Origin of the sequence: Paraburkholderia elongata (assembly GCF_013177735.1) — a bacterium.
In the GTDB taxonomy this organism is placed as follows: Bacteria; Pseudomonadota; Gammaproteobacteria; order Burkholderiales; family Burkholderiaceae; genus Paraburkholderia; species Paraburkholderia elongata.
This window is the reverse complement of the sequence record NZ_WOEZ01000043.1, coordinates 25,354-50,189: the sequence shown is the minus strand read 5'-3', so window position 1 is coordinate 50,189 and position 24,836 is coordinate 25,354. Positions and strand designations below refer to the sequence as shown.

General features: G+C 59.7%; 24 protein-coding genes and 1 pseudogene. 14 read left to right on the top strand and 11 right to left on the bottom strand.

Annotated elements, in window-relative coordinates; translation table 11 throughout:
* Positions 1-89 precede the first annotated feature (89 nt).
* From GNZ13_RS08720 to GNZ13_RS08710, 3 genes are all read left to right on the top strand, one after another.
* Positions 90-1,001, top strand: a complete 912-nt coding sequence (locus tag GNZ13_RS08720; RefSeq protein WP_172162341.1) for a LysR family transcriptional regulator — start codon at positions 90-92, stop codon at positions 999-1,001.
* A 38-nt stretch (positions 1,002-1,039) separates the two neighbouring features.
* A complete protein-coding gene (locus tag GNZ13_RS08715) occupies positions 1,040-2,140 on the top strand; it encodes an NAD(P)H-dependent flavin oxidoreductase (RefSeq protein WP_172162339.1) in 1,101 nt (366 codons plus the stop codon).
* A gap of 243 nt (positions 2,141-2,383) precedes the next feature.
* Positions 2,384-3,373 (top strand): SLAC1 anion channel family protein, encoded by a 990-nt coding sequence (locus GNZ13_RS08710; protein ID WP_172162337.1) that lies wholly within the window; start codon positions 2,384-2,386, stop codon positions 3,371-3,373.
* Positions 3,374-3,559: 186 nt separating this feature from the next.
* Here GNZ13_RS08710 and GNZ13_RS08705 read toward each other — a convergent pair.
* The 5 genes and pseudogenes from GNZ13_RS08705 to GNZ13_RS08685 all read right to left on the bottom strand — a co-directional run.
* A pseudogene (locus tag GNZ13_RS08705) lies at positions 3,560-4,057 on the bottom strand (enoyl-CoA hydratase-related protein); the annotation flags it as partial.
* A complete protein-coding gene (locus GNZ13_RS08700; RefSeq protein WP_236001898.1) occupies positions 3,963-4,739 on the bottom strand; it encodes a CaiB/BaiF CoA transferase family protein in 777 nt (258 codons plus the stop codon). The pseudogene GNZ13_RS08705 and the gene GNZ13_RS08700, both read right to left, overlap by 95 nt.
* Before the next feature lie 250 nt (positions 4,740-4,989).
* Positions 4,990-5,415, bottom strand: coding sequence for an organic hydroperoxide resistance protein (locus tag GNZ13_RS08695; protein WP_172162335.1), 426 nt, complete (start codon positions 5,413-5,415; stop codon positions 4,990-4,992).
* A 60-nt stretch (positions 5,416-5,475) separates the two neighbouring features.
* Positions 5,476-6,186, bottom strand: a complete 711-nt coding sequence (locus GNZ13_RS08690; RefSeq protein WP_172162333.1) for an SDR family NAD(P)-dependent oxidoreductase — start codon at positions 6,184-6,186, stop codon at positions 5,476-5,478.
* 224 nt (positions 6,187-6,410) lie between these two features.
* Entirely contained in the window at positions 6,411-7,262 is an 852-nt protein-coding gene (locus GNZ13_RS08685) for a LysR substrate-binding domain-containing protein (protein WP_172162331.1), read from the bottom strand.
* A gap of 116 nt (positions 7,263-7,378) precedes the next feature.
* Here GNZ13_RS08685 and GNZ13_RS08680 point away from each other — a divergent pair, with 116 nt between their 5' ends.
* Positions 7,379-8,029 (top strand): FMN-dependent NADH-azoreductase, encoded by a 651-nt coding sequence (locus GNZ13_RS08680; protein WP_172162329.1) that lies wholly within the window; start codon positions 7,379-7,381, stop codon positions 8,027-8,029.
* Between the two features lie 100 nt (positions 8,030-8,129).
* Entirely contained in the window at positions 8,130-8,909 is a 780-nt protein-coding gene (locus GNZ13_RS08675; RefSeq protein ID WP_172162326.1) for an alpha/beta fold hydrolase, read from the top strand.
* Positions 8,910-8,939: 30 nt separating this feature from the next.
* Here the strand turns inward: GNZ13_RS08675 and GNZ13_RS08670 are convergent, their stop codons facing one another.
* On the bottom strand, positions 8,940-9,899 hold the full coding sequence (locus GNZ13_RS08670) for a GlxA family transcriptional regulator (protein ID WP_172162324.1): 960 nt from the start codon (positions 9,897-9,899) through the stop codon (positions 8,940-8,942).
* Between the two features lie 108 nt (positions 9,900-10,007).
* Between GNZ13_RS08670 and GNZ13_RS08665 the strand changes: the two genes are divergently transcribed.
* The 5 genes from GNZ13_RS08665 (at position 10,008) to GNZ13_RS08645 (ending at position 13,656) form a co-directional block, all read left to right on the top strand.
* Entirely contained in the window at positions 10,008-10,313 is a 306-nt protein-coding gene (locus GNZ13_RS08665) for a putative quinol monooxygenase (RefSeq protein WP_172162322.1), read from the top strand.
* Between the two features lie 165 nt (positions 10,314-10,478).
* A complete protein-coding gene (locus GNZ13_RS08660) occupies positions 10,479-11,093 on the top strand; it encodes a hypothetical protein (RefSeq protein ID WP_172162320.1) in 615 nt (204 codons plus the stop codon).
* A gap of 218 nt (positions 11,094-11,311) precedes the next feature.
* A complete protein-coding gene (locus GNZ13_RS08655; protein ID WP_172162318.1) occupies positions 11,312-12,085 on the top strand; it encodes an alpha/beta hydrolase in 774 nt (257 codons plus the stop codon).
* 183 nt (positions 12,086-12,268) lie between these two features.
* Positions 12,269-12,862 carry a cytochrome b/b6 domain-containing protein gene (locus tag GNZ13_RS08650; protein ID WP_172162666.1) on the top strand — a complete coding sequence of 198 codons (594 nt, stop codon included), beginning with the start codon at positions 12,269-12,271 and terminating at the stop codon, positions 12,860-12,862.
* Between the two features lie 2 nt (positions 12,863-12,864).
* The gene (locus GNZ13_RS08645; protein ID WP_172162316.1) at positions 12,865-13,656 is read left to right on the top strand and encodes a molybdopterin-dependent oxidoreductase; all 792 of its coding nucleotides are present in this window, start codon (positions 12,865-12,867) and stop codon (positions 13,654-13,656) included.
* A 128-nt stretch (positions 13,657-13,784) separates the two neighbouring features.
* On the opposite strand, the gene GNZ13_RS08640 is transcribed toward GNZ13_RS08645, so the two are convergent.
* From GNZ13_RS08640 to GNZ13_RS08630, 3 genes are all read right to left on the bottom strand, one after another.
* Positions 13,785-14,834, bottom strand: coding sequence for an alpha/beta fold hydrolase (locus GNZ13_RS08640; protein WP_172162314.1), 1,050 nt, complete (start codon positions 14,832-14,834; stop codon positions 13,785-13,787).
* A gap of 92 nt (positions 14,835-14,926) precedes the next feature.
* Complete coding sequence (locus GNZ13_RS08635; RefSeq protein WP_172162312.1) at positions 14,927-16,435, bottom strand: M81 family metallopeptidase; 1,509 nt, start codon at positions 16,433-16,435, stop codon at positions 14,927-14,929.
* Between the two features lie 113 nt (positions 16,436-16,548).
* Positions 16,549-17,832 carry an MFS transporter gene (locus GNZ13_RS08630; protein ID WP_172162310.1) on the bottom strand — a complete coding sequence of 428 codons (1,284 nt, stop codon included), beginning with the start codon at positions 17,830-17,832 and terminating at the stop codon, positions 16,549-16,551.
* A gap of 135 nt (positions 17,833-17,967) precedes the next feature.
* Between GNZ13_RS08630 and GNZ13_RS08625 the strand changes: the two genes are divergently transcribed.
* The gene (locus GNZ13_RS08625; RefSeq protein WP_172162308.1) at positions 17,968-18,885 is read left to right on the top strand and encodes a LysR family transcriptional regulator; all 918 of its coding nucleotides are present in this window, start codon (positions 17,968-17,970) and stop codon (positions 18,883-18,885) included.
* A gap of 79 nt (positions 18,886-18,964) precedes the next feature.
* Entirely contained in the window at positions 18,965-19,336 is a 372-nt protein-coding gene (locus GNZ13_RS08620; RefSeq protein ID WP_328807200.1) for an SDR family NAD(P)-dependent oxidoreductase, read from the top strand.
* Positions 19,337-19,687: 351 nt separating this feature from the next.
* Here the strand turns inward: GNZ13_RS08620 and GNZ13_RS08615 are convergent, their stop codons facing one another.
* Positions 19,688-19,966, bottom strand: a complete 279-nt coding sequence (locus GNZ13_RS08615) for an HU family DNA-binding protein (protein WP_236001884.1) — start codon at positions 19,964-19,966, stop codon at positions 19,688-19,690.
* Positions 19,963-20,316 carry a hypothetical protein gene (locus GNZ13_RS08610; protein WP_216674764.1) on the bottom strand — a complete coding sequence of 118 codons (354 nt, stop codon included), beginning with the start codon at positions 20,314-20,316 and terminating at the stop codon, positions 19,963-19,965. Before GNZ13_RS08610 ends, GNZ13_RS08615 begins: the two co-directional genes overlap by 4 nt.
* A gap of 246 nt (positions 20,317-20,562) precedes the next feature.
* Between GNZ13_RS08610 and GNZ13_RS08605 the strand changes: the two genes are divergently transcribed.
* Entirely contained in the window at positions 20,563-21,828 is a 1,266-nt protein-coding gene (locus GNZ13_RS08605) for a hypothetical protein (RefSeq protein ID WP_172162302.1), read from the top strand.
* Positions 21,829-23,120: 1,292 nt separating this feature from the next.
* Complete coding sequence (locus GNZ13_RS08600) at positions 23,121-24,809, top strand: APC family permease (protein ID WP_328807199.1); 1,689 nt, start codon at positions 23,121-23,123, stop codon at positions 24,807-24,809.
* The last annotated feature ends 27 nt before the right edge of the window (positions 24,810-24,836 follow it).

Sequence of the window (24,836 nt, the reverse complement as noted above, 5' to 3'; positions counted from 1 at the left end):
GTAGACGCACTGCTTTTCCTTCACCTCGAAAACGAACTGGCATTCAATAACCACTACAGAGAGCGGGAATCCAACGTCCGTGAAAGACTATGCAGCGTCAATTTGATGACCTCCTTGTAGGCAGTATCGAACTGTTCTGTCTGGCAGCTGAATTGGGTAGTTTTACTGTAGCTGCGAACGCGGCAGGCGTCACGCCTGCCGCCGTCAGCCGTTCAGTGGCGCGTCTCGAGAAACGACTCGGTGCGCGATTGTTTGTCCGGACAACGCGGCAGATCCGGCTTACAGACGTGGGGAGCCGGTACTTCGAGCAGTGTCGGCAGGCGCTAAGTCATCTCGTGGATGCAGAACGAGAAGCTACCGGGCAACAGACAACGCCGGCGGGTGTGCTGCGAATCAGCATGCCGACGCCCTACGGTCACTACCGCGTCCTTCCCCTGTTGGCAGACTTCCATGAGCGCTACCCGGAGGTCACCGTCGAAACGCACCTCAGCAACCGCAACATCGACTTTGCGGACGAGCCCTTCGATCTGGCGATCCGGGGTCGTACGCCACGGGATTCCGGCCTGATTGCGCGAAAGCTCGAGGACGCGGAACTGGTAGTCGTGGCATCACCGGCTTATCTGCGGAGAGCGGCCAGACTGGAAACGCCAGACGATTTAATCAATCACAACTGCATTCAGTTCGAGTTGCCGAGCACCGGCCGCAACCTGCCTTGGGTATTCAATAGAGATGGCGGCCTCGACGAGATCGCGACGCGCGGCCGTCATGGATCATCGGGCGATGCGCTTGCTGGTGTCACACTGGCGCGCCATGGGGCCGGCGTGTTCCAGACCTATCGGTTCATTGTTGAGAAAGACATAGCGGATGGAACGCTCAAGGAAATGCTCACGCCGTATGGCGGATGTTCGCGACCGTTCATCCTGCTATATCCGCACGGTCGGCATCTATCGTCGCGTGTGCGCTGTTTTGTGGACTTCCTGATGGAGAAACTAGGCGCATAGCGGCATTTGCGATAAACCCTATTTGAAAAGGAAACGACATGATCAACCAGACAGATAATCGCGCATTGTTGCGTCTACTGGGCATTGAAAAGCCGATTATCCAGGCGCCCATGGCCGGTGTCAGCACGCCAGTGCTGGCCGCGACTGTGTCCAATGCAGGAGGCCTCGGCTCTTTGGGTGTCGGGGCGATGAACGCTGAAGGAGCCCGCAAAGTCATCAAGGAGACGCGCGCGCTGACGGGAAAACCCTTCAACATCAACGTTTTTTGCCATAGCCCTGCAGCAGCAGACGAAACGGTCGAGCGCCAATGGTTGAACTGGCTCGCGCCGCAGTTCGAAAAATTCGGGGCTACGCCACCGGCATCACTGTCGGAGATCTACCGGAGCTTCCTTGCAGACCCGGCCATGCTGGAGGTTTTTCTCGAAGAGAAGCCAGCCGTTGTCAGCTTCCACTTCGGTTTGCCGCCCTCCGAGGTCATCGCCGATCTGAAAAAGGCCGGAATCAAGCTGCTGGCCTCCGCGACAAATCTGAACGAGGCTGCGCTAGTTGCGGCCGCAAATGTCGACGCGATTGTTGCGCAAGGTATCGAGGCGGGTGGACATCGCGGGGTCTTCGACCCGGATGCGCTCGACGACCGGTTGGGCACGTTTGCATTGACACGTTTGTTGGTCAAGGAATTCCAACTACCGGTCATCGCGGCTGGCGGCATCATGGACGGCGCCGGGATTGCGGCTGCACTCGCGCTCGGTGCACAGGCAGCTCAACTTGGAACCGCCTTTGTTGCCTGTCCGGAAACGTCGATTGATGACGGTTACCGTCGTGCAATCCTTGGGGAGTCGGCTCGCCACACAACTTTTACGGCGGCGATCTCGGGGCGAGTCGCGAGAAGCATGGTGAACAGGTTCACGGAACTCGGTAGCGACGTGCACTCACCCAGGCCGCCAGACTATCCGGTCGCATACGACGCCGGAAAAGCGCTTCATGCCGCTGCCAAAGCCAAGGGGGAGTTTGGCTACGGTGCGCAATGGGCGGGTCAGGCGGCGGCTCTGACAAGATCGTTGCCTGCTGCTCAATTGTTTGCCCAGTTGGAGATCGAGCTGAAAGAGAGTGTCAGACATCTGCAGCAGTTCGGGAGCTAACGGATTTTACGTGGCGGCGGCCAGCGATCTGCCTGAACGATCTCACTCCCTTGAGCGTCTTTTCGCGCTGAAAATGCCCAAGGTGGGCGATTCGTTCCTACCACGCATTACTGTTCGTACATGATGGGTATTCGAACTTGACGTCAATGCACCTAGATTCAGCACTTATTCGCGCCACCAGCGCGATTTTCCACAGGGACGAGCAATCTTGCGTCGAGTTCAATAAAATTCTGGAGAAACGCCGTGTCGGCACTTTCAAGCCTCAGCTCGCAGTCTGTCCGAAAGCGGGCTTCAATCAAGAATTTGCCAGTGAATCTGTTCGGTTCTGTCATGGGTATCGCTGGCTTGTCCATTGCCTGGAGGATTGCCGGCCATGAATTTGGCGCGAGCCCGCTCATTTCTGACATAGTCGGCGCCTTTGCCGTGATCGTCTTCCTTGTGCTAAGCGCCGGATATCTGGTTAAGGGAGCCAGATACCCTGCTGCAGTCGCCGGCGAATTTCAACATCCGATCGCCGGCAACTTCTTTGGCACCATCGCCATCGGCATCCTGTTGCTATCGACAGTCGTCGCCCCACTGAGCCAGACACTCTCCGAGGTCGTGTGGACGATCGGCACCCTCGCTACGATAACGCTTTCGTTCATATTCACCAGCAGATTGCTTCAGGGAGAGATTGATGCTGCGCATGCGGTGCCTGCGTGGCTAATTCCAGGAGTCGCAACGCTGGATATCGCAGTTGCCGGCGGCACCATGCCCATGCCGTGGGCTCACGAAGTCAACCTGTTTGGCATCGCTGTCGGCGCGATGGTTGCCTTATTGTTCTTCACAATGATCATGTCCCGGTTGATCCATCAAGAGCCTCTGCCGGCCGGAATGGTTCCATCGATGATTATTTTGATCGCGCCGTTCGAGGTGGGATTTCTTGCATACACAAACTTCACGCAGCACATCGACACGTTTGCCGGTCTGCTGTTCTACTTCGGCCTGTTCGTCTTCGCGATTCTCTCCTTCAGAGTCTTCCGTGGAGGTATTCCCTTCGCTTCGGGCTGGTGGGCGGTCAGCTTCCCGATGGCTGCACTGACGATCGCATCCTTGAAGTATTCCATGTTCGTGCAGTCCTGGCCTTTGACGGTCATTGCGATCCTACTACTCACCATTCTCAGTATCGCGATCGTCGTCCTTTTTGTGAGGACGCTGCACATCCTCTTCAACGGCAAACTTCTCGCTGGCTGAAGTTTTACCCTACACCCGTTGAGTACTTTCCCGTGGGTAAGCGCTACGAAGTCAAGTACCGCGAGTCGATGAAAGGTCCACAAACCGGAGACGATTTTCGAACGATGGATTCGTCGGGCGAGAGCGTATTACCCTAAGCAAGACATTGTCGTCGCGCTCTGCCCAATACTGACGATACGCAATGGCTTATCGATGGCGGAAGACGGGAGCGCGCTTGGCCAGGAATGCGTACATGCCTTCCTTTTGACCTTCGGTCGCGAACGCGGCCTGGAAAAGCCGACGCTCGTGCAACACACCCTCGCTCAACGGCGTCTCGAATGCCCGATTGACCGCCTCCTTTGCAAGCCGTACGGCAGGCAGGTTGTAACCGGCGATGGTGTGCGCTGTCTCGAGCGCAGTTTGCAGCAAGTCGGTCGATGGAACAACGCGCGCAACGAGGCCGGCTGCGAGTGCTTCATCAGCGCGCAAATTCCGGCCAGTGAGAATCAGGTCCATCGCAAGCGATTTTCCGACAGCACGTGTCAAGCGCTGCGAACCGCCAATACCAGGCGGAATGCCGAGCTTGATCTCTGGTTGACCGAATTGCGCATCATGGGCCGCAATGATGAAATCGCACGCCATCGCCAGTTCGCATCCGCCGCCGAGCGCATAGCCGCCAACAGCCGCGATGATAGGTTTCGAAATCGTTGCCCGCGGCGATAATGAATCGACCATCCTTGGCAGCAAAGCTTTCGAACGGCGCGAGCGAGGGATGGGCGTCGCCAGTCCTCGTGGGCACCTTTGCTTCGACGTCAAATCTCGCAAACGCCGTTTCCATCAACGCGGCCTGGCAATCGAGCATCGCAATGTCCACGTGCGTGCCTTGGGCGTCCCAGGAGCGCTTGTATAGCCCCGCCAGGATGCCTATCACGGCAAATAGTGCAGCACCGAGATCGCCGAAGGCTGTACCCACGCGTGCCGGCTGATTGTCAGGCCATCCAGTCAGACTCATGACGCCGCCCATTGCCTGCACGACGGTGTCGTAGCCTGGCAGGTCCTTGAACGGGCCGGTGTGGCCAAAGCCCGAAATCGAGGCATAGACAATATGCGGATGCGTTCTTGCCAATTGCTCGGGGCCGTGGCCGAGCCGCTCCATCACGCCAGGCCGGAAGTTCTCGACCACCACGTCCGCCGTGTCCAGCAAGCGCTCGAGAAGTTCGCGGTCACGCGGGGACTTGAAGTCGAGCGCAATGCTCTCCTTTCCGCGGTTGAAGCACATGAAGTACGCCGATTCGTTGTCGACGAACGGACCGAACGCACGCGTATCGTCTCCCGTGCCCACACGCTCTATCTTGATGACGCGTGCCCCGAGGTCAGCAAGCGTCATCGCACAATACGGTCCGGACAGCACGCGCGAAAAATCGACAACCGTTATTCCGTCGAGGGGCAAGCGCTTCTTCACCCCGGGTTTGTTCTCAGCCATAGCCAATTCCTGGTTGAATGAAGGTCCCGGGCCGCCGAACCGCCGCACGCTCGCATCGCGCGTAATGGTGCCGCAAGATCGTCGCGTGGGTGGAACGGCCCTGCAGGTCGCCAATCACCACGGCGACCTGCAGCTGATCGAACAGGATTGCGGCTTAGACAAGCGTCAGCGTTACGTCGATGTTGTTCCGCGTTGCGTTCGAATAGGGGCACACAATGTGGGCCCTGTTTATGAAGTCCTGAGCCAATTCGCGTACCATGCCCGGCAACGATATCTTCAACTCGACTTCGATGCCGAAGCCATTGGGAATGGCGCCGATGCCCACGATTCCGTTGACCGATACATCAGCCGGGACAGCGATTTTGTCGCGCGCAGCAACGAATTGCATTGCACCGATAAAACACGCGCTGTACCCGGCGGCGAAAAGCTCTTCGGGGTTCGTGCCTTTCTCGCCCTTTCCGCCCAAGCCCTTCGGCCTCGTCAGCTTCAGGTCCAGTCCGCCTTCCGGCGCCACGGCGCGGCCTTCGCGGCCTCCGGTAGCCTCGGCGTGAGCACGGTAGAGAACGTTTTCGATCGACATTGTCAGTTCCTTATTGATGAATCAGATAACGGGCGCAGCCAGTAGCGCCGCCGTGGTGCTTTAGTGCCCAGCGCTCTGGCCGCCGTCGACGTGCAGGATTTCGCCCGTAACGAACGGCGCGGCATCCAGATACAGGATCGCGTTGACGATGTCGCTCATCTCGCCCATGTGGCCCATCGGGTGGAGTGCGCCGAGTGCCTCGTGCGTTTCAACGGCATGCATAGGCGACTTGATGATGCCAGGGGCAACTGCGTTCGCACGGATGCCGCGCTTCGCGTATTCGATTGCGAGTGACTTCGTGGCTGCGTTCAGACCGCCCTTCGTCAGCGATGCCAGCACTGACGGCACACCGTCGATGGCGTGATCGATCAGGCTGGTCGTGATGCTGACCACATGGCCGCTCCCGTTCTTCTCCATTTCCGCGATCGCCAACTGCGTAATGTAGAAGAAACCGTTCAGATTCACGCCCGTCACCGCGGCGTAGTCTTCAGCGGTGTAACCGGTAAACGGCTTTGCGATGAAAACACCTGCGTTGTTGATCAGCGTGTCGATGCGGCCGAAGCGCGCCACGCCCTCGGAAATCACGCGCTGCGCCGTCGCCGGGTCAGCGATGTCACCCGCCACCGTGACGATGTTGGGATCTTCAGACGGCTTGATGCTGCGTGCCGTTGCCACGATGCGGTAGTCAAGCTTGCGGAATGCTTTGACGGTCTCCGCGCCAATGCCTTGCGATGCGCCAGTAACGACTACGACCTTTTGCGACGTACTCATGGAAAACCTCGAATATTGAATTGGGCTCTCTTGCCCACCGGGCCGGCGGCTCCGATACGTGCCTAATCTAGGTGTATTTATGCGCCGAGCAAACACCCGCTATGGACAAACTATTTTGCGCGAGCGGAACAAATCGGATCGAGGCTCGATGATTACGGGCTTGCCTGGGTCGAGCGAGGTCCTGATTCCCTATCCTTGTCAGCCCGCCTTGCGCCCGCCCGGCGTCATCCTCTGTTCGCGAATGCCAGCACGATGGCGTTAGCCAGTTCGTCGGCGATGTGCGCGGACGCACCCGCTGCAGTGAAAATCGTGAACTCGACGTCGGGTAGTGAAGGCAAGCCGACATCCGGCGGGACCACGCGCAAGCCGTGCACGAGTTGTGTCTGCACGACCGGCGTCACCGCAAAGCCGGCCTGTGCTGCGGCGCACAGACCGGCGCCGCTTGAGCACACCAGCGCGATCCGGTAGTCGAGGCCAGCCCGGGCGAGTGCGGCCAGTGCCGCCTCACGATACGGGCACGGCTCTGGCAATAGCGCGAGCGGCACCGGGGCGCCAGGCGTAAGCGATGCCCACTCCGCGCCGGCCCACACAAGTGGCTCGCGCCAGAGAACCCGTCCAGAGCGGGCGCCCTCGCAGCGACCGCCGATCACCATGTCGAGTTCGGCCTGATCCATCGCGTGCAGCAGTTCGGCAGGAATGCCGACCCTGACACTGAACGCGATGCGCGGGTAGCGTACCGCAAACGCATGCATGACATTCATAAGCCTGACGTTGGCGAGGTCGTCGGAGAGGCCGACCCGGATCGCGCCCTCGCTGGGTCCGCGAAGCATCTGTGCCCGTGCATCACGGTTGAGCGCGAGGATGGCTCGCGCGTAACCCAGCAGCAGCTCGCCGTCCGCCGTGAGCGTGATCGAGCGCGTGGTGCGCGCGAGCAGTTCGCGGCCGGTCTGTTTTTCCAGACGCCGCAGATGCGCGCTGACGGCAGACTGCGTCAGATTGAGACGGGCGGCGGCGGGCGTGAAGCCGCCCTCCTGAACCACGGCCACGAAAGATCGCAGCAGGACAGTATCGAACATGGAATGGCTCCTTCCAATACAGTGCGAATGCAACTGAATATGGCGATAATACTTCGTTTATATTTTGGATTGAAATATGTTGTGATGGTGGCTCTCAACACACCTGGAGTATTTCCATGCCGACCTTGCTGCATGTTGAATCGTCGCCACGTAAGAGGCGGTCTGCTTCGCTTGACGTCGCACGCGCGTATGTGGACGCTTATCGCGACGCTCATCCGAAGCACCGAATCGACGTGCTTGATCTGTGGTCAGTCGCGATGCCGGAGTTTGACGGCGACGCGCTCGATGCCAAATATGCGGACCTGAGCGGCACACCGCTCAGCGAAGCCCAGCAGCAAGCGTGGACGAGCATCCGGGAACTTGCGCAACGATTGCACGACGCCGATACGTTGCTGTTCTCCGTGCCGCTGTGGAATTTTTCCATTCCCTACAAGCTCAAGCAGTTCATCGACGTAGTGTCGCAGCGCGGCATTTTGTTCTCATTCGATGAACGCGGGCTACAGGGCTTGCTGAAAGACAAGAAAGCAGTGGTCATTTATGCACGAGGCCTCGACTATTCAGTGGGCTCGAGCACGCCCGCCCATTCGTTCGATTTTCAGCGGCCGTTCATGGAGGCGTGGCTGCGATCCGTCGGCGTGACCGACGTTAAATCGATTGTCGTCGAGAAAACACTCCTTGGTCCCGAAGTCGATTACGCGGCGAGACAGGCTGCACGCGAGCAGGCAGTGGCGCTTGCGCAGGCGGCTTCCGTTTCAGTCGGCAAATGAAATATTGCGCGGCGCATGCGGCACATCACTTTGGCTGAAGCAATGTGATGCTCGACTACGTGACGCCGCCTCCATTCCTACTTTTTAACGAGGCACTATTTTGAATACGCTGCTCAAGAAAGGGTTATTGTCACTCGCCATCGCCGGTGGTCTGCTATCCGTTGCCACTGCGCAGGCCGCGTCCGATCCTGATCTCGCAGGAAAGAACGTTGTGCTGGTACATGGTGCCTTCGCGGACGGATCGAGCTGGAACAAGGTCATTCCTCTCCTCGAAGCAAAAGGCCTGCACGTGACGTCCGTGCAAAACCCACTGACGTCACTGGGCGATGACGTTTCGGCCACGACCCGTGCGATCGACCGGCAAAACGGTCCGGTGGTGCTGGTTGGCCATTCGTGGGCAGGGTCCGTCATCACGGAGGCGGGTAACAACGACAAGGTCAAAGCGCTCGTGTATGTGGCAGCGTTTGCACCCGACAGCGGACAATCGGCCAACGACATTCAGAAAGGGCTGCCGGCGCCTTCGTGGGTGGCCGAGCTGCACAAGGACGCTGCGGGTTTCCTGACGCTGTCCGATAAAGCGATGGTCGAAAATTTCGCGCCCGATGTTTCCCACGCGCAAGCGCTTGTGCTCGCTGCGACGCAAGGGCCGTGGTATTCGGGCTGTCTCGACGAAAAGATTGGTCACGCGGCGTGGCATGACAAGCCGTCCTGGTATGTTGTCTCGACGAAGGACCAGATAGTCCCTACCAGCTTCCAGATGAAATTGGCGAAACAGATCGGTGCTACGACCCTCGATGTCGATGCAAGTCACGTACCGATGCTATCGAAACCTCAAGAGGTCGCCGCTGCAATCATCTCGGCAGCACGTCAGGCAAAGTAGCAGGGACTGACCAAGCATGGCCACGGCGGCTCAAGATCCCCGCAACTCACGCACTCCCTTACCTATCCGCCGCCGAAGCAACGTTCGCAAAGTGACGCCATCCGCATATCCGACCTGCTCGGCAATGCGATCAACGGTGAGCTTGCTCGTCTTGAGCAGTTGGATGGCGCGCTCGATCCGCAGATCCTGAATGTACTCGACCGGCGTTTTGCCGAGCACGGCGTCCAGACGTCGCGTCAACGTCCGCTTGCTGGTCGCCAATGCATCGGCGACGACGTCGAGCGAGATTGCAGCGTCGAGGTGTTCGCGCACCCAACGGTCGAAACGCTCGACGAGCGGGTCCGAATGGGAGAGGTGATCGGAGATCGCATAGGCAGACTGCGACAGCCGTGTATCGAATACGAGGTACTTGGCCACGAGCGCCGCAAGCTCAGGACTGTTGTTGCGGATCAACCAGAGTGCAAGGTCGAGGTGGCTCAGGGCCGCCCCTGCCGTCAGCGCGCCGCCGCTGGGGACGACAATTCGATGCGCATCCAGGCGCACGTGCGGGTAACGCTGCCGGAACAGCGGTGAGAGCCACCAGGTGGTCGTGGCTTCGCCTCCGTCGAGCAAGCCGCTTTCAGCCAGCACGAACGTACCCGTACAGGCGGCTGCAACGCGGGTGCCGCCACTGCGCCACGAGCGCAAAGTACCTAACGCATCGACCACATCGTCCCGGCCAAGTGCAGGCACGAGTTCCTCGGCCGTCGTGCGGTTGAGCGCCGGTACGACGACCCAATCCGGGGCAGGCATGTCGGTCACATCGTGGACGGGCACTTGCATCCCAAGCGAGGTACGCACCTCGGGCCGCATCCCCACCACGGTGATGTCGAAGCCCGCTGTGGCCATCCCCGTCGTGCGCGCAAGACTGTTGGCCATCGTCAAGCTATCGAGCACGGTCGTGAGACCCGTGTCGAACACCCCTTCGAGTGCGAGGACAAAAATTCGCATGGCAGGATTGATACCAATATTGTCGATTGAGACAGTATTCCCCAGCGCACTCTGTTTGTACAGTGTCACTCACCGCAGAGCCTCTCACGCGGACACTGGAGAAGGAAGATGATCAGAAACGCATTATTTGTCCGACTTGAAGCCAGACCGGGAAAGGAGCAGGCAGTAGCAGACTTCCTTGCTGCCGGCCTTGACATGGCAGGCCAGGAGGCGACCACGCCGATCTGGTTTGCCCTCAGGCTGTCGCCAACAACGTTTGGCATCTTCGACGCCTTTGCAAGTGAAGAGGATCGCCAGGCACACCTGCACGGAAGTATTGCCGCCGCCCTGGCGGCGCACGCCGACGAGATGCTGGCAAGCCCCCCGTCGATCGAACCGATCGACGTCCTGGGCATGAAGAATCAACTGGCGTGAGTCGTTTGCGCCCTGGCAGCGCATGTCGACCGGAGTTAGTGCTTCAGCACTTACTCCGGTCCCACGCAGAGCGCTCCGGTCCGATGCAAGATGGTTGCTGCAACCGTGGCGTCTGCCAGCGTCTGGCGCTCCGATTCAATCGCATTCACATAGATGGAGTAACTCGTGTCGATTCATTACAAACTAGCTGCCTTATTCGCTGCCCTTGCGCTTTCGAGCGCGTCTTTTGCGCAAACGCCTGACGTCAAACCGGAACGAATTCGTGGCGATGTCGTGTCGTTCAAAGGCGAAATTCTGACCGTACACAGGAACAGCGGCGACACCGTGTCGATTGATGTCAAGCCGGACGTCGGGGTGTCGGCTTTCAAGCCCGCCAAGCTTTCCGATGCCAAAGTCGGTTCGTACGTGGGGACGCCAGCGATCACGGGCAGCGATGGGAAATTGACTGCCACTTCGATGATCGTTTTTCCTGAGGCGGCACGCGGTACGGCCGAAGGACATTTCGCTTATGACTTCGGTCCCAACAGCACAATGACGAATGCAAACGTGGTGTCGGTTGTCACCGGCACCAACGGCCGTGAACTGAATCTGTCATACAAGGGCGGCACCAGCACGGTGACAGTGCCGGCAAACGTGCCCGTCGTGACGCCGGTTCCGGCGAGCAAAGCGGATCTGACGGCAGGAAAGAAGGTGTTCCTCGTGGTGACACCGGGTGCGAACGGTGTTTATGACGCTCACGTGATGTTCGTCGAAAAGGACGGCTTGGTGCCCCAGTTCTAACGCATGATGTCGGTCCACTGAGGCCGCTCGCGGCGATGAGCGGCCCCATTTGCTGTAAGCGCGGGCGGCCACAGCGCCGGCGTGATAGGGTGCTGGAGATCGTGGATGACTACGACAGCGACTGCAAGTCGCCTCATGCCGCTGACATTACGGTCTTCTTTTCCATTCATTCAACAATCCTAATCGATTGTTGCGTTTCCATTATTCAAGGATTCACCATGCGTTTCCCGACGTTACGGTCCGCCGCGGCGCAAGCCGCTGCTGCACTCTGCCTGCTTACCACTGCCGCTGCGCCTGCTTTTGCCGCACCTGTCAAGAACATCGTGGTGGTCCACGGCGCATTCGCCGATGCCGCAGGCTGGCGTCCCGTCTACAACATTCTGACGAAAGACGGCTACCACGTCACACTGGTGCAACAACCCCTGACGTCGTTTAACGACGACGTGACTGCCACGAAGCGTGTGCTCAATAGCCTCGACGGTCCGTGCGTACTTGTCGGTCACAGCTATGCTGGCGCGATCATTAGTGAAGCCGGGAACGACGATCACGTGAAGTCGCTGGTGTATATCGCCGCCCATGCGCTCGACGCCGGTGAAACCATCGGTGAGAACGGCAAGAAGTACCCGGGTGGCCCCCTGTCCATCGTCGGAACGCCGGACAATTTTGTTTACCTGAAACCGGCCGACTATCCGTTGCAATTCGCACCCGACCTGCCCCGCGCGCAGGCCGAGTTCGAAGCGCACGCGCAGATACCGCTCGCGGCATCCGAGTTCTCCGCGCAGGTTTCCGATCCGGCATGGAAGACAAAGCCGAGCTGGTATATGGTCGCGAAGGCCGACAAGATCATCAATCCGGAGCTCGAACGCATGTATGCATCGCGAGCTCACGCGACTACGGTCGAAATCAACGGCGCAAGCCATGCGGTGTTTGAATCCCATCCGCGGGAAGTCGCTGCAATGATCGAACAGGCGGCACAGCAGTCTGGCCAGTAAGCCATTGGTCTTCCGCTAGCAGTGGATGTGCCCGTGACAGGAAAGGTAGTGCTTGAGGCGCTCTTCCTGTCACGGGCATGCTGCCGATCTGATCGCAAGCCGCGTCACGTAGTCAATAACAAATCTCAAGGCGCCGGATTGGCGTTTCCAACGACGGGCAACCTCATCAATCACGAGATCGCTTTGAGCCACGTAACGATTCAACCCGCCTGGGTCCGCATCACGCACTGGATTAACGCGCTCGCTGTCGTACTGATAGTCATGAGCGGCTGGCAGGTCTATGATGCCTCACCGATCTTTCCAGTCTTGCGATTTCCTTCCGCCATCACATTGGGCGGCTGGCTCGGCGGCGCATTGCAATGGCATTTCGCGATCATGTGGATGCTGGTCGCGAATTTCATCGTATACGTCGGGCTGAATCTGGCGTCCGGACGTCTGCGCTGGAAACTGCTGCCGATCAGCTTCGAGTCACTTACAACCGATCTCGTCGCCGCGCTGCGTGGCAAGCTCGGGCATGAGGACCTCACACGCTACAACGCGGTACAGAAATTCGCCTATCTCGTCGCCATCGTCGATATTGCGCTCGTCATCCTGTCGGGACTGGCGATATGGAAGTCGGTGCAGTTCCCGCTGCTGCGTACGCTGATGGGCGGATACGACAATGCGCGCGTCGTGCACTTCGTTGCAATGAGCGTGCTGGTGGCGTTTTTCGTCATGCACGTCGTCATGGTCGCGCTTGTGCCGCGCTCGCTGCTTTTGATGATTCGTGGGAGGTAGCCATGACTTTTCGAAAACGGGCCGTGAAGCCCGATACGTTTCTTTCGTCTCACGCTGAATCCATCATCAAGGATGCGCGCAACGAACTGAAAGATCCGGCACGTCGCCTGCTCGGAAAGCGAATCCTCACGCTCGGCGGTATTGCGCTGCTGTCAGGCTGCGATTTGTCCAATGACAAGTCAGTGAACACCATGCTGCGCAGAATGTCGTTCTTCAACGATGACGTGCAAGCCCTGCTGTTCAATCCGAACGAGATGGCCCCGACCTACCCCGAGTCGATGATCACACGGCCGTTTCCGTTCAACGCGTTCTACGGCGTCGACGATGTGCCCCAAGTCGACGCCGCTACATACCGGCTCCAGGTAGGTGGCTTGGTGAATGGCAAACGCGTCTGGACGCTCGACGAACTGCGCGCGTTGCCGCAGGAAAGCCAGATTACGCGTCATATCTGCATCGAAGGATGGAGTGCTATTGGCCGATGGGGTGGCGTGCGCTTCTCCGATTTCATGAATCGTGCGGGCGTGGACATGACGGCAAAGTACGTGTCACTGCACTGCGCGGACAACTATTGGACCAGCATCGACATGCCGACGGCGTTGCATGCGCAGACCCTGCTCACATTGACCTATGACGGTGAGGTGCTGCCGCCGAAATACGGCTTCCCGATGAAGCTGCGCATTCCGACCAAACTCGGCTACAAGAATCCGAAGCATATCGTCGCGATCAGTGTGACGAACGAATATCCCGGCGGTTACTGGGAGAACCAGGGCTACAACTGGTTCGGCGGCTCCTGAACGGCGCCACCTCGCCGGTTGCATCCTGATATTCGAGCAAGGCAGCCTCTACGGCCAATCATGGCCTGGTGGGTTGAAGCGGTGTCGCTTTCTTTACCGGCGACGCGCCAGGATGATGCGCAGGCGGGTCACATGCGCGCTACGTCGATCACGGCATCGGCGAAGGCTTTCGGCGCTTCTTGCGGCAAATTGTGACCAATGCCGCCATCGATATTCCGGTGCTGGTACTTGCCGGTGAATTTTTTCGCGTACGCCGCCGGATCAGGATGCGGCGCGCCGTTCGCATCGCCTTCCATCGTGATCGTCGGGACCGTGATGACGGGCGCCGCTGCAAGGTGCTTTTCCAGCGCGTCGTATTGCGACTCGCCCTTCACGAGACCCAGCCGCCAACGATAGTTGTGAATCACGACTGCAACATGATCCGGATTCTTGAAGGCCTCTGCGGACCGGTCATAAGTCGCATCGTCGAAGCTCCATTTCGGCGACGCAAGCTGCCAGATGAGCTTCGAAAAATCATGCCGGTTGGCCTCGTAGCCAAGCCGTCCGCGCTCGGTGGCGAAGTAAAACTGATACCACCACGCGAATTCGGCCTTTGGCGGCAACGGCGCCTTGTTGGCTTGCTGGCTGCCAATCAGATAGCCGCTGACGGAAACCTGCCCCGCACAACGCTCCGGCCACAGCGCCGCGATAATGTTCGCGGTCCGCGCGCCCCAGTCGAACGCGCCAAACACCGCCTTCTGGATCTTCAACGCATCCATCAGCGCGATGATGTCGACCGCGACCACGGCCTGCTCGCCATTGCGCATCGTTTTGCTCGACAGGAAACGCGTCGAGCCGTAGCCGCGAAGATACGGCACGATGACCCGATAGCCCGCCGCGGCAAGAATCGGCGCAACCTCGACGAAGCTATGGATGTCGTAAGGCCAGCCGTGCAGGAGAATGACGACAGGACCGTTCTCCGGCCCGACTTCCGCATAGCCCACGTTGAGCGTGCCCGCGTTGATCTGTTTGATCTGGCCGAACGACGCATTCGACGTCGCGCCGTTCGTCGCAGCGACGTCTTGCGCGGATTGATTCGACTGGGCGCGAACAAGCCCGGTCAGGCTCAATTCCAGTGCGCCGATACCGACTGCCGTGGTCCGCAGAAAGCGGCGCCGGGGGTTGATCTGATCCGACATGAGAATTCTCCTCTTAGGTTGATTTCATTCATGAGCGCGCGAGCTTGAATCGCGCCGGCACGCATGCGAAGTTCGTGTGGTCGAGTGTGTTGTCATGCGGCGGCTGAGCGAATCTCGTCGAAGGAAGGCCCCTTCGGACGTACCCGGATGTGTGGGTCAAGACGCTGCCACGGCAGATCGGCCGGGTCCGCAGCCATCGGTCCGGGCGCCTTCGCGACAAGAATGGTCTCTGCGATAGCCTGAAAATCCGCACGAAAATGGACGGAGCTTTTATTGACCAGAATCTTCATCAGCTCGGGTTCGATGCCCGCAACGCGATAGAGATTGCGATCGAAAATCTGCATCTTGACGCTGCTGACAGCGATTCGCACGCCTTCTATACGCAGGCACGCAACCGGTCCGAGTTCGCCCGTCATGCCGTTCAGCATCGGGCCGTCAAAGCGGAAGCGGCCATCGGACACATGCTCCACCTCGAACGTGCCTTTCAGCGGCTCATCGCCGGGCACGCCTGAACGGCCCGCCAGCGCAAGCTCGATGCGCGCGCCGACACCGGCGCGATGCGCGGCGGCCGCCGCGTCCGCATCCCAGATCACACCGACGGCCGCGTCGGTTGCACCATTGCGCAGCAGCGCGCGAACCATGCCCATCGTATTCGAGTCGCCGCCCACGCCGGGGTTATCCTGCGTGTCAGCGATGATGACCGGCTTGTCGGCGTTCCGGCTGATCCGCATGGCTTCGATAACGGCTTCGTCGGGTGTAAGGAACGGCACTTCCCATGACGATTCCTCCGCGAGCATTCTGGCGTACAGCGTGTCGATCGCCTTCGTGAGCGCGTCATTGTCGAATCCGTAACCCCAGATCACCGGACCGCACTCGGGGAAGTCCGCAGCCGGAAAACCGGGCGCAAACGACAGCGACACGACCGTATCGCGCTCAAGCGATGCCAGCGCGGTGTACATGTCATGGGCGGGCGCGACCAGCGTGCACATGCCGTTCACCGGAATCAGAAATGGAATGCGCCGGACGACGCGCGTGAATTTGCCCTTCTCCGCGATCAGCCTGTCGAGCAGGTGCGCCGCACGCTCGCCCGTTTCGGCCATGTCGACGTGCGGGTAGGTCCGGTACGCAACCATCGCGTCCGCATGCTTCAACATACGTTCGGTCACGTTCGCATGCAAATCAAGCGACACCACGATCGGCATGCTGTCGCCGACCACCGCTCGCACGCGCTCAAGCAACTCGCCTTCGCCGTCGTCGGCATGCTCCGCGACCATCGCTCCGTGCAGGTCCAGATAGATGGCATCGAAGCCGCCCGCTTTGACAGCGTCGGTGATCTCGACCGCAATGCGCTCGAATGCTTCCACGGTCACATGCGCCGACGCGCTCGCGCCCGCCCAGATCACCGGAATCAGCTCATGCCCTTGTGCCTCCGCGACCTTGATGAAACCGCCGATCGGCACATTTACGTCGCGCAGATTCAGCACGTCGACGCCGCGTGCCAGCGGCGGAAAACCTTCGCCCTGGATGAAGCTCTGGAACGACGCCTTGGTCGGCGCGAACGTGTTGGTCTCGTGTTGAAAGCCTGCGATCAGAATCTTCATTGCCGTTCATCCTTTTGTTCGATATGGAAAGGACGTCGCCTTTCCAAAGCTATGACTCGTTGCCTGGGGAAACACTCAGCCGTCAGGCGCTGCATGGCAGCACCGTTGAATCGTTAATGGATGCCGCGCTTGCTCGTGATAAGAACAACCGATGCAATCGCAGCCATACCTGCCATGACGAGCAAACCTGCGTGCATGTTGCCCGTGGCGGCCTTGGTCCAGCCGATGACGGCCGGTCCCCAGAAACCACCGGACAATCCGATCGTGTTGATGAGCGCAATGCCGCCCGCCGCAGCCGGCCCTTTGATGTACTCGGACGGAATGGCCCAGAAAACCGTGTAAGCCATCCACATCATTGCCGTCGCAAGCGTCAGCGCAGCGAGCGTCAGGAAGAGATTGCCGTCGGTGAAAATGGTCGACGCGAGAAGCAGCGCGCCGACGAACGCGGGCACCGCGCTGTGATGGCGCCGTTCGCCGAGACGGTCCGAACGGCGACCGACGAAGTACATGCTGAACGCGGCCGCAACATAAGGAATCGCGACGTACCAGCCGAGCCGCGTCGTGTCCGCCACACCCTGATCTCTCAGCAACGTCGGCAGCCAGAAGCTGATCGCATAGATCGGGAAGATGATGCAGAAGTAAGCAAGCGCGAGAACGTAGATGCGCGGGTTCTTCGCCACGGCGCGAAACGAATGGTCGTGCGTGGTGGGAGTACCGACCTCGCTTTCGAGAAGACGTTGCTCGTCGGCGGAAAGCCACTTCGCTTCGGACGGACGGTTCGACAACACGAACAGCGTCAGCACGCCGAGCACGATGCACGGCAAGCCTTCGACAAGGAACATCCACTGCCAGCCAGCCAATCCGCGGACACCCGAGAACCTCGTCATCAGCCACGCCGACAACGGCCCACCGACAATGCCGCCAATTGGCCCAGCGACGAACACGACGGCAATCGCGCGTGCCATGCGCGCGGGGCCGTACCAGCGCGACAGGTAATAGATCATGCCAGGCGCGAAGCCGGCTTCGAATACGCCGAGCAGGAAACGCATCGCGTAGAACATCGGCACGTTGCGCACGAACAGCATGCACGCCGACGTAATGCCCCACAACACGAGAATGCGGCTGAAGGTCTTGCGTGCGCCGACTTTCGGCAGCATCAGGTTGCTCGGAATCTCGAACAGCACGTAGCCCAGAAAGAAGATGCCCGCGCCGACGCCGTAAGCGGCATCGGAGAATCCGAGTTCGCTTTGCATCTGAAGTTTGGCAAACCCGACGTTCACGCGGTCGAGATACGCGAACATGTAGCAGGTGACGAGAAACGGCAAAAGCCGCCAGTTGAGCTTGCTATAGAGAGACGAAACGGCATCTTCGGCTCCCAAGGTCTGAATCGCTGACATGTGTGTCTCCGTTTTCCCTGTGTTCGCCCGGCTCGTCGGGTAGGAGTATCGTGTCGCGGAACAGATCTGCTAGCAAGAGCAACTATGTTCACGTATCGTTGCTCTATGAGCAACACAAGGAATCGGAGCCTTTCAATGCGCGAAATTAACCAGACACGGCTGCGCTATTTCCACGAAGTGCTGGTTCACGGCACAATTCGCGGCGCCGCGGACAACATCAACACGTCGCCGTCCGTGATCACGCGGCAGATCAAGCTGCTGGAAGACGAGCTGGGCGCGACGCTCTTCGAGCGCGAGGCGCGCGGCGTCAAGCCGACCGAGGCGGCGGCGCATCTGCTGGAGTTCTGGCGCGGGTATCGGTCGCAACAGGAAAAGCTCGAAGACCAGCTACATGCACTGAAAGGCCTTCAGCAAGGACATATTCAGCTGGCCATCAGCGAAGGCTATGTCGACACGCTGGTCGACGACGTGCTCGCGCAATTCTGCACGCAGTATCCGAAGCTGGACGTCGGCGTGGAGATGCTGCCCGTCGACGATGTATTGAATGAAGTCGCGGAAAGCCGCGCGCATATTGGGCTCGCGTACAACCCGCCGCCGCATCCGCGTATCGAATATCGTGCGAGTTCGGCACAACCCGTTGTGCTGCTCGTTCGCCGCGATCATCCGCTGGCGACACGCGGCGGCCCGGCGAATGTCGACGATCTGCTCGCCTGGCCGCTCGCACTGATGCCTGCGACGTTCGGCATCGGCCATGTCGTCAAGATGCTGGAATTCGCCGAGAACATCAAAATCAGCCCGACATTGACCACGAATTCGCTGGCCGCGCTGAAGCGCTTCGTTTCAGCCGGGCATTTCGTGACGCTGATTGGCGAATTCGCCGCATATCGCGAGATCGCTGCCGGCGACCTGTGTATCGTGCCGATCGCGCACCCTCTGTTTCAGGGCACGAAAGCACGATTGCTCGTTAAATCCGGGCGGCCGCTTGCGGCCGGCGCGCAGGAACTGCTCGAATGGATCCTGAGGCGGATGCCGATGTTCGACAAGGAAAGTTGAACGCGGCGATCAGGTAGTCGCGACGCTGCGGCGCGAGGGGGCTCGATGATCTAAAAAACGCTACGACGACAGGTTGCATGTGCTGACATTCGATGTCACCGACACGCGCGCAGTTCGGACGGGTACCGCTGACGCATTTGAAACGATGGGCCCTATCGACGTCGTCGTGAACAACGCGGGCTACGGATTATTTGGCGCGGCCGAGGAAGTGACCGATGAACAAATCGACCGGCAGATAGCCACCAATCCCACCGGTTCGATTCAGGTCATCCGTGCCGCGCTGCCCCACCTGCGCCGCCAGGGTGGCGGCCGGATCGTCCAGGTCTCGTCCGAAGGCGGACAGATCGCCTACCCGAACTTCAGCATCTATCACGCTACGAAATGGGGCATCGAAGGTTTCGTCGAGTCTGTAGCGAAGGAGGTGGCGCCATTTGGCAACGTGGGGTGCTGACAAAGGTGCGGCCGTGGTGTCGAGCGATTCAATCATCGCCCGTTGTCCGCGCGCTTCGGTGATGACACGCACGATGCGCGCCCGATACCGCAGCAGCGCCCCGATCGGCGGGCACAACGCTTCCCGGCAAATCCGCGATCGTTTCTTTTCCATATCTCTATCTATAGATATCCAGTAAGTTGCACAGTCGCCGCAAACCTACCGCGTCGCCGACCTGATGCTACCAGGTCGGCTGGGGCCGCTCCAGGTGTCCGCCAGAGCGGCACAGCCCACGGTGCACCAAACCCTGGCGGCGACGTTTCCGCAAATCTCGACACCGGAATGTCTGCAGCCGGCGATTGCCGCTCCTTGTCAGTGCCCGTTCACGGCGTCCTTGAATGCCTTACCCGCCGTGAACTTGACCGTCTTCGCCGCGGGGATCTGGATTTCTGCACCGGTCGCCGGATTGCGGCCGACCCGCGCCGCGCGGGCCCCAGTCGAGAACGACCCGAAGCCGATAAGCTGGACGGTGTCGCCCTTCCTGACGGCAGCCGTGACCGCGCCAATGAAGGCATCGATCGCCTCGCCAGTTGCCGCCTTGCTTGCGCCGGTCGACGCAGCGACCGCATCCACCAGTTCCTGTTTGTTCATTGCCGATCCCTGTTGTGGTTGTAAAGTCCCCACCCTAACCGATCGCCGCATGGTCGTGCAATTGCCAATGGCGCGCTTACCCCTTCGCCGCCGAACGGGGCGAATTTCTTCCGCAGCTCAGACTTCGAAGGGCCGGGATCGACCATGACCGGATCGTGCCTGCGATCGAGTCGATTCACACGCCAGATGTTGCCGGCGGAAATACACTCCTCACCGCCGCTGTCGACGATGACATGCTCGTCGGTTTCGAGCATGAACAGGTTGCCCGCTGCGAGCGTTGTCACGGGGTGTGAGATTTTCGATGCTTTGGCGAACGCCTTGCGGGCGTTCTCGAGGCCGAACTTTTCCACCGACGGTGGCGCGAACTGATGCGTGCCATGGCCGCCGGAGCAGGCAAGAATTTCCGGACCGACAACGTCGGTATTGCTATGGTTGTTCGGCATATAGTCATTCGCCTGGGTTATACCCCGAAACACTATCCTGGGGCCTTAAGGACGTGCTAGAAAGAGCCGATATCCCGGAAGCGCGGCTGGAAGTCCGGTCCGGAGATTGGAGAATCCCACGCGGTCTGTCGCACGGAATTCCGAGGTGAAAGTATGGAAAAAAAAATGCTCGTCGCGGTAGCCGCTGCGCTTATGTCTTCTGTGGGCGCGCTGCATCCCGAATCCGCCCGTGCCGCTGAAGCTGAAGCCTCGGCCTTCGAAGACTCGACCGTCGACGCATCTCTCGATCCCGGCGAAAAACGCGTCTCCGCCGAAGCCGACATTCAGGCGCGCCTGGCAGACCTGCGCTATGCGTATTTCATCGGCTATAACGCGCGCGCCAGGGAAGACTCGAAATCCTATGCGACCTTGGGCGACGAGGTGAAGCATCGGCAAAAGCAGCTTGCTGCGCCGGCCATGCCCGCATCGCCGAAGCCGGTTGCCGAGCGGGTGGCACCCCCAAGGCGGGTCGTAGCGCAAGCCGCGTCGCTGAGGCAAGTATCCGCGCCGGTCGCTCCGGCGAAGCAGATACCCGCGCCGGTCACATCGTCGAAGCGGGATGCTGCTGCGCGAGCCAGGCCGTCCAGGCAGGTCGTCGTGCAGGCCGAGCCTGTGCCGCTGAAGCACGGCCCCGCGCAAGTCGCGTCTGTGCCGCCGAGGTGGGCCTCTGCGCCGGTCGCGTCGTTGAAGCAGGCTTCAGTGCGGGTTACGCCGCCTAAGCGGGCTGAAGTACAACCTGTGCCTCTGAAGCAGGTTTCTACGCGGACTACGCCGCCGAAGCTGTTTGCCACCGAGTCCGAGCCTCCGATACTGATTCCGACGCAAGCCGTGACGGCATTGCCGGAAGCAAAATCGGACAATGATGACGACGCGCAGGTGACGCAGAGGCGCGATTTCCAGAACGCTCAGCGGGCGGTGCCGCAATATCGGCAGGCCGATGAGGAACCGCAATACGCCGTGGAGCAAGGAACTCAAGCGGCTCCACCGACTCAAGCAGCGCACAACCGGCAACCTCGGCAATATCAGAATCAGCAGCCCCAGCAATACGCGGCGCCGCCGCCCTATAACCAGATGTCAACAGAGTCTCAGGAGTCGGGTGGGTACGCCGGGCGGGAATACGCGCCGCCGCCTCGAACCGTTCAGGCTAACCAGTACGCGCCCGCTCCTTATCCGCCCGCTCGGTACCGACCGGCTGACCCGCAGTCCGCCTACGTGCCTCGGCCGCCCACTCAAGCGGCGGCGCAGCAGGTCATCATAGTGGGCCGCCCGCCTGCCTATCCGGCATATAACGAGATGTACACGCCGCCTGAACTGCGGCGGCCGCACCCCGCCGGTTACGGCAATTCGGCGCAGCCAGCCGGATATCAGGGATGGGAGTAGGCACACTCACTCGCATGTGCCGCAGGGCGCGCTAACTCACGTATGCAACGGGCCGTTACAGGCGTCCCGTTTCCATGATGGAAGCAGCATGCGCGTGCCGGACACGTGCGATGGCACTGCCGTGACTCCGATCCCCCATCAGGGCAATACCTGCTCACAGGGCGTCCATGCAAAATAAAAATCGTCCCATCCATCGATGGTGAGCACGCCCTATAGCAGCCTGCGCTGGCATTTGTCGATGGCCGTGGCGAACGTCTGCTGCCGACGTCAATGAACGGGTGTTTTTGCCGACGAGCGGGCAGTGGCAGTTGCGCGCACAACGACTCAAGTTCGGCCTTATGGAAAGCTTCACATAAGGCCGACGATGCGCCACTCACTTCTGGACGGTAACAGTCGGTCGATGAGCAACGTCCGCACGGCGTCACTTTTCTGACAAGATCGCATGACGCTACTTCGGCCAAATTGTGGCGCCGGTCCCGAAATCTGCTTGCTGGAGCGCCTTTTCGAAGCCGAGCATCGGGCACCGGCGGGCCGTCCGACAAGTCACATTACTCTTAACTATCCACACGGCGTCTGACAGGCACGCGTTACTGCAAGAAAATGCTCAACTTCCACTTTATCAGCCGATTTTATCACCCAACAATCTCTTAACAATCAACAACCTACGTCATTTCGTGAGCAATTTCATGTTCCGATTTAACGCTGCGAAAAATATCTATATTTCGCTTTAACTACCGACTTCGTTTGTTTCGACCACGCCCCTCTCGCCGTTCAACTTCTAATTTAATTTTCATCAGCTTTTGCTTTATTCGACAAGCACCTGACAAATAAAGCATAAGTTGGCTGCCAAATACACCTTATGGTTTATCGCGAAAACCGGCAGACTTATGCTTTATCCCCACTCACGCTCTACATCCTGTAGCGGGTGCAGATCGTACATGCTACGCCATGGGAACCGTATCGGCCAGCTGACTAGCGTTTTCCTCGCAGCACCAATTTGAATATCCGACGGTTGTCTGTTCCAGTCCAGAATACAAGACCGGTACGGGACTGCGCGACGCGTCTCGAATCGACAAAGCGAGATCGGTATTGCGCGCGGTCTTCCGCGAGGCTCGCGGGGATTCATCTGTCTCGGCGTCAGGAAGCCAGCCGGGACTAGATGCATCGAACTCCGGTCCTACCTCAAGGATTCCTTACGCATCCCTCCGAGGGAGTACCTCTTCGCGCCCCTTGCCCCACCGATATTGGCCGGTGAATGTCGCCAGAGTGATGACACCTTTGGAGACCCGAACGTGAGTTCAGTAAACGATGCAGGTCAGGAGCTTCATCTTGCCGCGCCAGTAGACGCAACAGGACTTCAGAGAAAGATCGGCTGGGCAGGCGCATTCTGGGTAGCCAGCGGCGTACCGGCGTTGGTGCTGTTCTCGATCGGCTCGATTGCGGCGACCGTCGGCAAGCCGTCGTGGATCATCTGGGCGATTTCGATCTGTTTCGGCTTCATCCAGTCCTTTTCCTATGCCGAAATCGCCGGGCTGTTTCCGCACAAGTCCGGCGGCGCATCGGTGTATGGCGCGGTCGCCTGGGTGCGCTACAGCAAGCTGCTCGCTCCGCTCTCCGTGTGGTGTAACTGGTTCGCGTGGTCGCCGGTGCTGGCAATCGGCTCGGGTCTGGGCGCAGGCTACGTGCTGAACATGTTGTTCCCGGCGACTGCCGCGATCAACACCTGGCAAATCACGCTGGCCGATCTGGGCTGGTTGTCGAGCGGCCTGAGTCTGCGGGTCAATGCCACCTTCGTGATCGGCGCCGCGATTCTGCTGACAACCTTCGCAATCCAGCACCGCGGCATTCTCCAGGCCGCGCGGCTCCAGATGATTCTCGCGATCTCCGCGCTGCTACCGCTCCTATTGGTCGGCGTCTATCCGCTGCTGACGGGCGATCTGCCGATGCACAACCTGTTCCCACTCTACCCGCTGGCAAAAGACGCCGGCGGCCGTGTTATAGACGGCACGTGGAATCTGAGCGGTATCGAACTGATGGCCGGCGGACTCTTTATCGCAGCCTGGTCCACCTACGGATTCGAAACGGCGGTCTGCTATACACGCGAATTCAAGGATCCGCGCCGCGATACGGTCAAAGCGATTGTCTATTCCGGACTCCTGTGCCTCGTGTTCTTCACGCTCGTCCCACTCGCGTTCCAAGGCGCCCTCGGTCTCGGCCAACTCGTCTCGCCCGAGGTCAAGGACGCCGCCGGCAACGTCACGCAACCCGCTGTCTATGACGGCATTCTTTCGCCTGGCATCTACAGCTGCATGGGTGTTTCCGAAGCGATGGCGAAAATCGTGCATGCCGGCAGCTGGGGTGAATTCATTCTGAAGCCGATGCTAGTGTTCGCGCTCGTGCTCGCCATCATGACCTCGATGGCGGGCTCGTCGCGCACGCTCTACCAGGCTTCCGTCGACGGCTGGCTGCCCAAATATCTTTCGCACGTCAACCACAACGGCGCACCGACCCGCGCGATGTGGACCGACCTCGTATTCAATCTTGTGCTCCTGCTGATGTCCGACTACGTCGTCGTACTCGCGATGTCCAACGTCGGCTACATCATTTTCAACTTCCTGAATCTCAATGCCGCGTGGATCCATCGGCTCGACCGGTCAACCTGGGAGCGCCCTTTCAAAGCGCCGAAATGGGTACTCGGCGCCGGCGCCGTGTTGTCATTCGTCAATCTCGCACTAATGGGACTGGGGGCGGATGTATGGGGCAAGGGCACGCTGATTTCGGGCATTGTCTTCTCGGCGCTGATCGTGCCGGTGTTCATCTGGCGCCACTACGTGACTGACAAAGGCCGCTTCCCGGACGCAATGCTGGACGATATGGATCTGTCGGACTCCAGCAGCCAGCGGCGCGCGGGTTTTCTGCCGTATGCGGCGTTAGTGCTCGGCGTGGTGGTCGTCTTCGTGAGCCACTGGATCACGACCTGATTGCGCACGTTTCTCTGAAGATCGAAC

What these genes read in the sequence shown, in the direction of transcription:
- GNZ13_RS08720 (WP_172162341.1), top strand. Translation starts at nt 90, where the DNA reads ATGCAGCGTCAATTTGATGACCTCCTTGTAGGCAGTATCGAACTGTTC.
- GNZ13_RS08715 (WP_172162339.1), top strand. Translation starts at nt 1,040, where the DNA reads ATGATCAACCAGACAGATAATCGCGCATTGTTGCGTCTACTGGGCATT.
- GNZ13_RS08700 (WP_236001898.1), bottom strand. Translation starts at nt 4,739, where the DNA reads ATGACGCTTGCTGACCTCGGGGCACGCGTCATCAAGATAGAGCGTGTG.
- GNZ13_RS08695 (WP_172162335.1), bottom strand. Translation starts at nt 5,415, where the DNA reads ATGTCGATCGAAAACGTTCTCTACCGTGCTCACGCCGAGGCTACCGGA.
- GNZ13_RS08690 (WP_172162333.1), bottom strand. Translation starts at nt 6,186, where the DNA reads ATGAGTACGTCGCAAAAGGTCGTAGTCGTTACTGGCGCATCGCAAGGC.
- GNZ13_RS08685 (WP_172162331.1), bottom strand. Translation starts at nt 7,262, where the DNA reads ATGTTCGATACTGTCCTGCTGCGATCTTTCGTGGCCGTGGTTCAGGAG.
- GNZ13_RS08680 (WP_172162329.1), top strand. Translation starts at nt 7,379, where the DNA reads ATGCCGACCTTGCTGCATGTTGAATCGTCGCCACGTAAGAGGCGGTCT.
- GNZ13_RS08670 (WP_172162324.1), bottom strand. Translation starts at nt 9,899, where the DNA reads ATGCGAATTTTTGTCCTCGCACTCGAAGGGGTGTTCGACACGGGTCTC.
- GNZ13_RS08665 (WP_172162322.1), top strand. Translation starts at nt 10,008, where the DNA reads ATGATCAGAAACGCATTATTTGTCCGACTTGAAGCCAGACCGGGAAAG.
- GNZ13_RS08655 (WP_172162318.1), top strand. Translation starts at nt 11,312, where the DNA reads ATGCGTTTCCCGACGTTACGGTCCGCCGCGGCGCAAGCCGCTGCTGCA.
- GNZ13_RS08645 (WP_172162316.1), top strand. Translation starts at nt 12,865, where the DNA reads ATGACTTTTCGAAAACGGGCCGTGAAGCCCGATACGTTTCTTTCGTCT.
- GNZ13_RS08640 (WP_172162314.1), bottom strand. Translation starts at nt 14,834, where the DNA reads ATGTCGGATCAGATCAACCCCCGGCGCCGCTTTCTGCGGACCACGGCA.
- GNZ13_RS08635 (WP_172162312.1), bottom strand. Translation starts at nt 16,435, where the DNA reads ATGAAGATTCTGATCGCAGGCTTTCAACACGAGACCAACACGTTCGCG.
- GNZ13_RS08630 (WP_172162310.1), bottom strand. Translation starts at nt 17,832, where the DNA reads ATGTCAGCGATTCAGACCTTGGGAGCCGAAGATGCCGTTTCGTCTCTC.
- GNZ13_RS08625 (WP_172162308.1), top strand. Translation starts at nt 17,968, where the DNA reads ATGCGCGAAATTAACCAGACACGGCTGCGCTATTTCCACGAAGTGCTG.
- GNZ13_RS08615 (WP_236001884.1), bottom strand. Translation starts at nt 19,966, where the DNA reads ATGAACAAACAGGAACTGGTGGATGCGGTCGCTGCGTCGACCGGCGCA.
- GNZ13_RS08605 (WP_172162302.1), top strand. Translation starts at nt 20,563, where the DNA reads ATGGAAAAAAAAATGCTCGTCGCGGTAGCCGCTGCGCTTATGTCTTCT.